The organism is Flavobacterium nitrogenifigens (assembly GCF_003254565.1).
Taxonomy (GTDB): domain Bacteria; phylum Bacteroidota; class Bacteroidia; order Flavobacteriales; family Flavobacteriaceae; genus Flavobacterium; species Flavobacterium nitrogenifigens.
This window is the reverse complement of the sequence record NZ_QJRI01000143.1, coordinates 1-9,282: the sequence shown is the minus strand read 5'-3', so window position 1 is coordinate 9,282 and position 9,282 is coordinate 1. Positions and strand designations below refer to the sequence as shown.

Below are 9,282 nucleotides of genomic sequence, written 5' to 3'. Positions count from 1 at the left end.
ATTTTCTTTAACCCATTTTAGTTTTGAAGCCGTAAAATTCCCTGGCGAATTCAATAAATGCGACATACATTTCTCTTCTCCAATTTCGGCGAAAGCCTTATTTCCAATTTCAACGGCACGGCTGTCACACCAAATAATTGAATTTCGCAACGGAGCGCCTTCTTTGTCGACAATTACCAATCCGTGCATTTGGTACGAAATACCAATTCCCTGAATTTTAGATGCATCAATATTCGCTTCTTTAATCGCTCTTTTTGTTGCCGTACAAATGTGCTTCCACCAGATTTCAGGATCCTGCTCTGCCCAGTCGGGGTGAATAGAAAGGATTTCCATTTCATTTTGAGGCTCATTCAGAACAATGATTTTTTTGCCTGTTTCTGCTTCTACCAAAGCTGCCTTGACAGAAGAACTTCCAATATCATAACCGATATAATACATACTATAATGATTCTCTTATTATTAATTTTGTCGGCACATAACACCTTGTTTCTTCATCATGTGTAATAAATGCCGCTGCTTTGGTTCCCATTTCGTTAAAATCAGTCGAAACAACTGAAATTCCTTTATATATAAATTTCTTCATTGGAGTCTCATTGTAGGATAAAAATCCAACATCTTTCCCCGGTTCAAAATCTTTCTCTTTGCATTGTTCTAAAAAGTGCCCTAAAATCCTGTCGCTTACACTGATATAAGCAATTCCTTTTTCGATATCGAACTTCTTTGGATCTGTAATTACTTCATATTCAAAACCAAAATCGGCACAGAATTTCTTAAAAAACTCAACCGTTTCCCAAGGGTGATTTGTAAAATCTGGGTATACAAACTGTATCTTTTTATACTTTTTAAACAAATCAACAGCCTCTGTCAAAGACTCATAAAATGCTTTTCCAAAATCCTGAAACACATAATTATTCGTTTTATCGGCCTGAATATTCCAGTCAATCAAAAGCAGTTTATCTTTTGAAATTGCCGATAATGCTGGAACAATATCCTTGTGATCAAAGTTCATTACCACATATTTATAATACTTCCCGATTCCGTTATTGATGATCGTTTTAAAAACATCAATATTATAATGATGAAATTGCACATCTGTAATCACGTTATCTGGCAGATTGTTCACAAACGAATGATACAAAACCTCTTTATAAGCCTTAAATGTATCCAAAACCAAAAGCACTTTTCTCGTTTCGCCAGCTACATAATAGCCTTTATTCGGCACAGAATCAATTACTTTTTGGTCTTTCAAAATTGAATACGCTTTAAAAACCGTATCTCTCGAAAGCTGATAGGTCTTGCAGATTACATTAACAGAAGGCAACAAATCTCCCTTCTGCAAAATATTCTCTGCAATGGCATTGGTAATCCCGTCAACCAACTGCTGATACTTCGGAATATCACTTTCGTGATTTATTATAAATTCAAATTTTTCTTCTTCTTTTAGCATACCGTTCTGTTCCGTTCTGTTATGCTAAAATAGATAAAATTCTTTTACAAAAAATTGTTTTTTGCATTAATTATGTTAAGTTTTTATAATTCTATATTTCAATAATTTGGGCGTGCCCCTTCGAAAAGACGGGTCGGGCTATCTGTTGGCAGTTAAAGGAACGGCATCAAAAATAGCTTTCAAATCGGTTTCTATTGAAACAATTCTTGGAAGACCTAAAATCGAAAACGGCGGATCATCAGGATGAATTGCTAATTTTTATCCGTCCTTTTCTGCATTTGGGCCTGTTTAAAAAGAAAAAACATCATAATAAGTAAAAGCATCCTAATTATACAGCAAAGTTCTACTTTTGCTTCCCGCTGATTTTGCAGATTGAGCCGATTTTAATCTTTTTAATCTGCGGCTTCAAAAACCTTTGAGGCTTTCAGCCTCTTAGAAACTTTAAATTAAAACCCAATGCTATTTCCGCCATCAACTGGTAATACTGTGCCTGTAGTATATTTGGATTCGCTTAAAGCGAAATAATAAACGGCATCTGCAATATCTGACGGTTCACCTAAATAGCCCATTGGTGTTCTTCCCAAAACTTTGTTTTTTCTTTCTGGATCGTTATCAAGTGCTGCCGAAGACATTTTAGTTTTAATAAATCCTGGAGCAATACAATTTGCACGAATACCAAACTGAGCCAATTCAACTGCCATTGCACGTGTCATCGCTTCGATAGCGCCTTTACTCGATGAGTATGCAATTACTTTTGGAATTCCATATTGCGATGCCATCGAACTGATATTAACAATACTTCCGCCTCCGTTTGCTTTCATGTTTTTTATAACTTCTCGGCTTACCGCAAAAACACTTAGCAAATTGGTGTGAATTATAGAAAGAAAATCTTCATCCGTTACATCCGGAATTTCTTTTTTCATATTAATTCCTGCGTTGTTTACCAAAATATCAATTGAATTTTCTTTTGTGATACTTTCGATCATCTTTGGAATTCCTTTCAAATCATTTAAATCGAAAATTACCGGAATAGCATTTTCTCCAATTTCCGCACAAGCATCTTCTGTTTTTTCTTTTGATCTTCCGATGATATAGGTTGTAATTCCATTATCACAAAGTTTTTTTGCCGTTGCAAAACCTAATCCCGAATTTCCTCCGGTTACAATTGCCGTCTTTTTACTCATAATTTCGTTATATTATATTTGTTTTGGGGATGCACATGACATGTATTCGCTATCGCAAAAGCACTGATTTACTTTTCCGCCAATTAATGACTTCAGAATCTTTTAGATCAGCAGTTTTTAGTTTCCCAACATATCCGAAAAACCAGTTTTAAGTTCTTTTCAGCAATTTCTATGGTTTCCAAATCTCCTAAAACAACAATTCCTTTGATATTGTTTTTCTATTCTGAAGCTATTGCAGAATTGGCAACTGTATTATACTGAAGCCACAGTTTATAATTCTTTTGTGCTAATGCTTAAAAGGAAATCAAAAAAACAGAAAAACAAATTTTAATGAACTCATGGACTCTATTTTTTTCTTTACAATCTCACTCTGAACGAATCAATATTTGATTTATAAATAAAAATATTTTATAAAAATTTAATTCAAAAAATATATTATCCAAAATAAAACAACAAGTGCAAGCAGTTTCAAAAAAATATAGAGGTGTTAATTAAGAAAACAATAGCTGTCTTTTTTTCAAAAAAAATAATTTATATAACAAATAAAAGCAGGATAATTATAAAAACTATCCTGCTTTGACGGGGTTGCATTTCGGATTTAAATCCTATTTTTTTATCGCTTATAATAGGCAACTATACTTGCTTTTGCCAATGTCTGGTTCCAAAGATTAAATCCTACAACAGCTGGATTGGTGTTTTCGTCTGTTCCCAGTTTGTCTGTTTTTAATGCATAAACAGTAATAATATATTGATGATAACCGTGACCAACAGGCGGACACGGACCTCCAAATCCCTTGATCCCATAATCAGTTACACTTTGAATTGCTCCTTTTGGAACAAGGTTTTTAGTTCCTGCATTAGTTACCAATTCATTTACGTTTGCCGGAATATCAACTACAACCCAATGCCAAAATCCGCTTCCTGTAGGCGCATCTGGATCGTACATGGTGACAGCAAAACTTTTGGTCCCTTCTGGAGCGTTTTTCCAAGATAACTGCGGAGACTGGTTTTCTCCTGAACAACCAAATCCGTTGAATTCCTGAGTTTTAGTTGTTTCTCCACCTAAATCTTTACTAGTTAAGGTAAATGTTTTTTGCGCAAAAATCGATGTTGAAAAAATGGCTGACATCGCCAAAATTAAACTTAGCTTTTTCATTCTGTCTGTTTTAAAATTTTAAGCAAAGTTAAATTTAGAATGAATGAATAATTTTAGCTAAAAAGCCAAAAACTGTTGCTAAAAGCTCAAATCGTTTTGTGATGTTTGGGCGTAACGCCATATTTGGTTTTATAGGCTTGGCTAAAACTGGAAAGGTTTTCATAACCAGCTTCAAAATACACTTCAGAAGGGCTCTTTTCCTGACTCAACAAATAATGTGCATGTTCGAGTCTTTTGTTTTGAAACCATTTTATAGGCGATTCTGAATAGTATTTTTCAAACTCTCTTTTAAAAGTTGAAACACTCATGTTGCACAAAAAAGCTAATTCTTTCAGTGTCAATTTACTTAAATGGCTGTTTTCAATTGTTCGGATGAATTTTTGAGAAGCATCGTCACTTTTCGTAGTTAGCGAATACAGAAAATTGTTTCCATATTGAGCCGTTAAATAAAGCATTATTTCTTCAAACTTAACTTCCAGGAGTCTGGTCTGAACGGCTTTTGAAAGTTTAGAAATATCAATTAAACTATCTACAAAACGTTTCAGGAAATCATCATAATCAAAAGCATAAACCGATTTTGATTCGATTACTTCTGATTTTTCTGACTCCATTTTTCTAATGAAATTATAAACCATTTCATTAGAAAAAAACAAAAGAATACTTCTATAACCTGAAGTTTCTGCAATTCTTTTTTCTGTCATAAGACAATTTCCAGAACGCATTATGAGAAACTTTGAAGCCGTTATACGTAATTCTGTGGTATCAAAAATAACTTCTTTGGTTCCTTCAATCAAAAAACTGATTATGTTCTGATTTAAAATTATCTGCTGTTTCGAAACGTCTTTAGAGCTATTGTAATCGACAACATGTGCGTGTTGTGATTTTTCTAAATTCATTTCGTCTGGAAGTGTAATTATTTTCATAAAAACTGATTGCTTATCGAACAAATGATAAGCCTTATTATTTAAAATTTTATTTCTGAGTAAACTCTGTTGCTAGTACTGCTGTATTTAAAAAAGTGATTTCTTTGGCATCGTCATTTCTAGACGATTTCAAATTCTTGATAATGATTTCAGCCGCTGCTTTTCCCATTTTTTTAGCCAGATGCAAATCAGTCTATAAATTTAGGCGATAATCTGTGAAATTGGGTCATTATTAAAATCAATTACTTTAAATTCTTCGGGTACTTTGATCCCACGTTTTTTTATCAGTTTGAACAGCGTTTACAGCCAAACATCTCCTGGCGCAAACAATCCGTCTGGAATCGGCTTTAAATCAAATAAAGCGTTGCTTGCTTTTACACCATCTTCATAGGCAACCGAATTCAAGTTGATAATTAATTCTTCTTCAACTTCTATATTATGATCTTTTAAAGTTCATAATATAGAAGATGTTACCAGATTAAGTCTCTCGGTGATATCGTAAATCATTACATGTTTATTTTCTTCTATAAAACAAATAATAGAAAATATAAACTATTTACATTCACGTTTATATTTTAAAAAATTGGTTACAAATTAAATACATTGATTTATTTTAAGTTTGAAATATAAATCAGGACACTAAAAATCGATTAATACATTAATTATCCTTTTTGTCTTTTAAAATTTGGCCATCTTTCGTAAACTCCAAATCAATTTTATTTGTTAAATCTACGTCTAGATCTTTGTGTCCATAATCGATATGCGTTATTTTTTCGTTTGGATGATTCTTGGCTACATAAGCTTTTATATTTTCCGGAATAAAAGCGGTCGGAATCGGATTATCTCCACCATCAACTTCTCGGTACGAGCCATCTTTCCAGAATTCTACTTCTGTTCCATCTTTGAGTTTAACTTCAAAGCCCTTTTCTCCATGTTCTGCATCTTTTTTAGCAAGTTCGACAGTGGTATAACTAAAATGCTTGTTTAAAAAATCTTGTGCTGGTTTTGGCAACTCTGTAACTTCTATTTTCTTTTGTCCGCTGGCCGAGATCGTAAGTATTAACAACCCTATGGCTAAAAATATTCTCTTTTTCATGATTCCTTCATTTAAATATAGCCTCACCAATTTACTGTAAGAAAATTTAGATTCAAATCATTTTAAGAAACATTTAGTTTTTTAACGAATCGTAATCAATTCATTTTCAAAGAATTTAAAAATCACTTTACTCATTTCTAATTTCACAACTTCATCTAAAAAATTTGTTTTTTCAACAACTATTTTAAACTGATTTGTAGTACTTTTACTTACCAACAAGGAACTATTCAATAAAGCCCAAGTTTACAACTTTAAAATTTATCCAAATTCTATTTAGAGTACAAACCAAAAACGTATGGCAGTCTGGTCGAAAAGGTTTTATTTAATCATATTTATCTTTTTATCGTTCAGTCTACAGGCACAGATTGAAAATAAAAAGAATTCTTTTGCCTCCAAAAAATCTGCAATTAGCAAGCCGGATCCTAAAATTCAAGATCTTTATACTCTATACAATAAGGGAGAAGAAAAAAGAGCGTATAAAAAAGCCCATTTGCTTTTAAAATCTAAAATAGACAATCGATCAACTGCAAGCACCAATCTTCTTTTGGCATACTACTTCAATAAAAGAGCTATAATTGATTCTTCCATTTATTATACAAATCAGGCTTTTAAATATAATACAACTGCTAACGACTCTTTAAAAAGCCGACTTTTTTCATTGGGATTCAATCTGCTAGCAATAAATTACAATAAAAGAGGATTGTTTCACGAAAGTAAAAAATGGCATCTTAAAGGCATTGAAACATCTCAAAAATACAACGATAAAAATCTTTTCTACACACATACACACGGTTTAGCACAAACATATACAGAGCTAGGCGACTATCAGAATGCATTGAGACTGTTCAAGCAGTGTTTAGAATATAAAGATGATCCCGAAATAATTTTAGGAAGCTATATCAATATTGGTGACCTTTATTCGAGGCTAAAAGATTATGACAATGCAGTTATCTATTATAAAAAAGGAAAAGCTCTTTGTGAAAAATCTAATAACTTTCAAGGAAAAACTATTATTTTACTTGGTTTAGGCGAAAATTATCAACTGCAGAATAAATATCAGGAAGCCTTAAAAATGTTTCAAGAAGCTCGTGTTATTGCTGACGAAAACGAGCTAAATCAATTGGCAATTATTTCAAGAGTCACTATAGGCGACTGTTATATTGCTCAAAAAAAATATGATGAAGCAAAATTGATTTTCTCTGAAGCACTTCAAAAATCAGCAGATTTCGGATTACTTCAAAATCAAATAGATATCTATGACGAATTACGAAAAATTGCTATCAAACAAGAAGATTATAAAAATGCGTATCTGTTTTTTGAAAAATCAACTCACTTAAAAGATTCGATTTCAAAACTGGAAAGAATTAAAGAAATCAATGAACTGGAAATCAAATACAAAACTGCTCAAAAGCAAAAGGAAATTAAATCTTTAAAATTCCAAAACGAAGCTAAAAAACTCACTTTAGCAAGTCAGGAAGAAGCCATCAAAAACATGCTTCTCAAGGAAGAAATATTGAATAAAAACAATGAAAATACTATCCTTGCGTTTCAAAACTCATCTAGCAAAAAACGAAATGAAATATCACTTCTGAAAAAGGATCAGCAATTAAAAGCTTTAGAAATTAATCAACAGAAAAAAATAAAATTATATGCTATTAGTGCTTTTCTTATTCTATTAATACCAATAATTGCGCTTTTATTTCAGTTTCACAAACGGTTCAAAGTACAGCATTTACTAAATATTAAGCAAACTGAAATTAGTTCGCAAAAAATTAATAGTATTCTTAAAGAACAGGAATTAGAGCTAATCAAAGCTTCAATTAGCGGTCAAGACAAAGAAAGACAGCGTATTTCTCAAGAACTCCACGATAGCATTGGAGGCAATTTAGCGGCTATAAAATTGCAAATAAATCACTTAAGTTCTTCTAATTTTTCTAATATTCAAAACATTAGTAATCAATTGGATGAAACCTATCAGCAGGTACGAAATTTATCACACACTTTACTTCCAAAAAAATTCAGCCAAAATAAATTTCTTGAAGTGTTAGAATCTTATCTGAATAATATCAGTGAAGCAAGTAAAATTAAAATCTCTTATATTCCATACCCTAAAAAAGAGATTAATGAATTACACGAGGATATTCAGATTGAAATTTTTAAAGTAATACAAGAACTTTTAACAAATACAATTAAACATGCTAAAGCATCAGAAATAGAAATTCAATTAAATTATATCGAAAATACTTTAAACCTATTGTTTGAAGATAATGGAATTGGTTTTGAAATCGAAAATATTTCAAGAGGAATCGGATTCATCAATATGGAAAACCGAATTATTAAACTAAATGGCACATTTGCAATTGATTCTAAACTAAAGCGAGGGACTATTTTTAACATAGAAATTCCAATCTCAAAGTCGAAATCTAAAACAAAAATAAAAGGAATAGACTTGAAAAATCAGCTTGACGAATTGAAAAGCAACTAATATTTATTGAATGAATAAAATTAAACTACTTATCGCCGACGATCACACTATGTTTCTTCAAGGAATTATCTCTCTACTGGAACAAGAACAAAATATCACTATTGTTGGCAAAGCTATTAATGGAATTGAGGCGCTCAAAATCGTTAAAAATACAGATGTCGATTTTATTATTCTAGACATAACCATGCCTGAAATGGACGGAATTCAATTAAGTAAAATTTTGAAGAAAAACCATCCAAACATCAAGATTCTAATTGTGAGCACGCACAGCAATGTAATGATTATTTCGAGATTAATTAGAATTGGCGTAAATGGCTATTTATTAAAAAATGCAGAAAAGGAAGATCTTTTAAAAGCAATTAACACAATTGCTTCGGGGGAGAATTATTTTGCAGAAGAACTACAAGAAAAACATTTCATTAATAGCACAAAAATTGAAAAACAAATTTCTAATCTTACTGAATTAAGTTCAAGAGAAAAAGAAATTCTAATACTGATCGCTCAAGAATATAATACTGCTGAAATCGCAGAAAAAACTTTTATAAGTCTAAATACAGTAAATACACATCGTCGCAATCTCCTATCAAAATTAAATGCTAAAAACACAGCAGGTTTAGTAAAATATGCAGTAGAAAATGGATTAGTAGACTGACGATCAATATAACAAATGCTCGAATAAAATAGTAAAGCTCCCCAATGCTTGTACTAATTACTCGAGCAAATAATAAGAATCTGATTTTAATCAAATCAAAATTGTATGATAATATCAATTTAATTCTCCAAAAATATAGTTTGATACACCTCGTTTACATAACAATTTGATACAAAACTAGTGTTATACTTTTTCTTTCGCATCACTAGAAATAGTGATTTTCGCTTGATTTTTTTGCTTTTCGCCTAAATTCATTCTTCAATTTAAAACAAAAAAAAATCCCCATCAATTAATGATGAGGATTCTTAAAAGAAAGGCGACGACATACTCTCCCACAAT

At 31.6% G+C, this 9,282-nt stretch carries 9 protein-coding genes; 2 read left to right on the top strand and 7 right to left on the bottom strand.

Annotation, left to right across the window (positions count from 1 at the left end):
- The 7 genes from DM397_RS00825 to DM397_RS00785 form a co-directional block, all read right to left on the bottom strand.
- Window positions 1-438 (bottom strand): FGGY family carbohydrate kinase (locus DM397_RS00825; RefSeq protein WP_262510669.1); only part of this gene is annotated, 438 nt, incomplete at its 3' end.
- A gap of 1 nt (window position 439) precedes the next feature.
- A complete protein-coding gene (locus DM397_RS00820) occupies window positions 440-1,447 on the bottom strand; it encodes a GntR family transcriptional regulator (protein WP_111375746.1) in 1,008 nt (335 codons plus the stop codon).
- A gap of 138 nt (window positions 1,448-1,585) precedes the next feature.
- Entirely contained in the window at window positions 1,586-1,651 is a 66-nt protein-coding gene (locus DM397_RS24125) for a hypothetical protein (RefSeq protein WP_317048795.1), read from the bottom strand.
- Between the two features lie 242 nt (window positions 1,652-1,893).
- Window positions 1,894-2,631 carry an SDR family NAD(P)-dependent oxidoreductase gene (locus tag DM397_RS00810; protein ID WP_111375745.1) on the bottom strand — a complete coding sequence of 246 codons (738 nt, stop codon included), beginning with the start codon at window positions 2,629-2,631 and terminating at the stop codon, window positions 1,894-1,896.
- 613 nt (window positions 2,632-3,244) lie between these two features.
- Window positions 3,245-3,787 carry a YbhB/YbcL family Raf kinase inhibitor-like protein gene (locus DM397_RS00800; protein ID WP_111375744.1) on the bottom strand — a complete coding sequence of 181 codons (543 nt, stop codon included), beginning with the start codon at window positions 3,785-3,787 and terminating at the stop codon, window positions 3,245-3,247.
- An 86-nt stretch (window positions 3,788-3,873) separates the two neighbouring features.
- Window positions 3,874-4,710 (bottom strand): helix-turn-helix domain-containing protein, encoded by an 837-nt coding sequence (locus tag DM397_RS00795; protein WP_111375743.1) that lies wholly within the window; start codon window positions 4,708-4,710, stop codon window positions 3,874-3,876.
- 658 nt (window positions 4,711-5,368) lie between these two features.
- Complete coding sequence (locus DM397_RS00785) at window positions 5,369-5,806, bottom strand: PepSY-like domain-containing protein (RefSeq protein ID WP_111375742.1); 438 nt, start codon at window positions 5,804-5,806, stop codon at window positions 5,369-5,371.
- Window positions 5,807-6,101: 295 nt separating this feature from the next.
- Here DM397_RS00785 and DM397_RS00780 point away from each other — a divergent pair, with 295 nt between their 5' ends.
- Window positions 6,102-8,291, top strand: a complete 2,190-nt coding sequence (locus DM397_RS00780) for a tetratricopeptide repeat-containing sensor histidine kinase (protein ID WP_111375741.1) — start codon at window positions 6,102-6,104, stop codon at window positions 8,289-8,291.
- A gap of 10 nt (window positions 8,292-8,301) precedes the next feature.
- A complete protein-coding gene (locus tag DM397_RS00775) occupies window positions 8,302-8,943 on the top strand; it encodes a response regulator transcription factor (RefSeq protein WP_111375740.1) in 642 nt (213 codons plus the stop codon).
- Window positions 8,944-9,282: the final 339 nt, after the last annotated feature.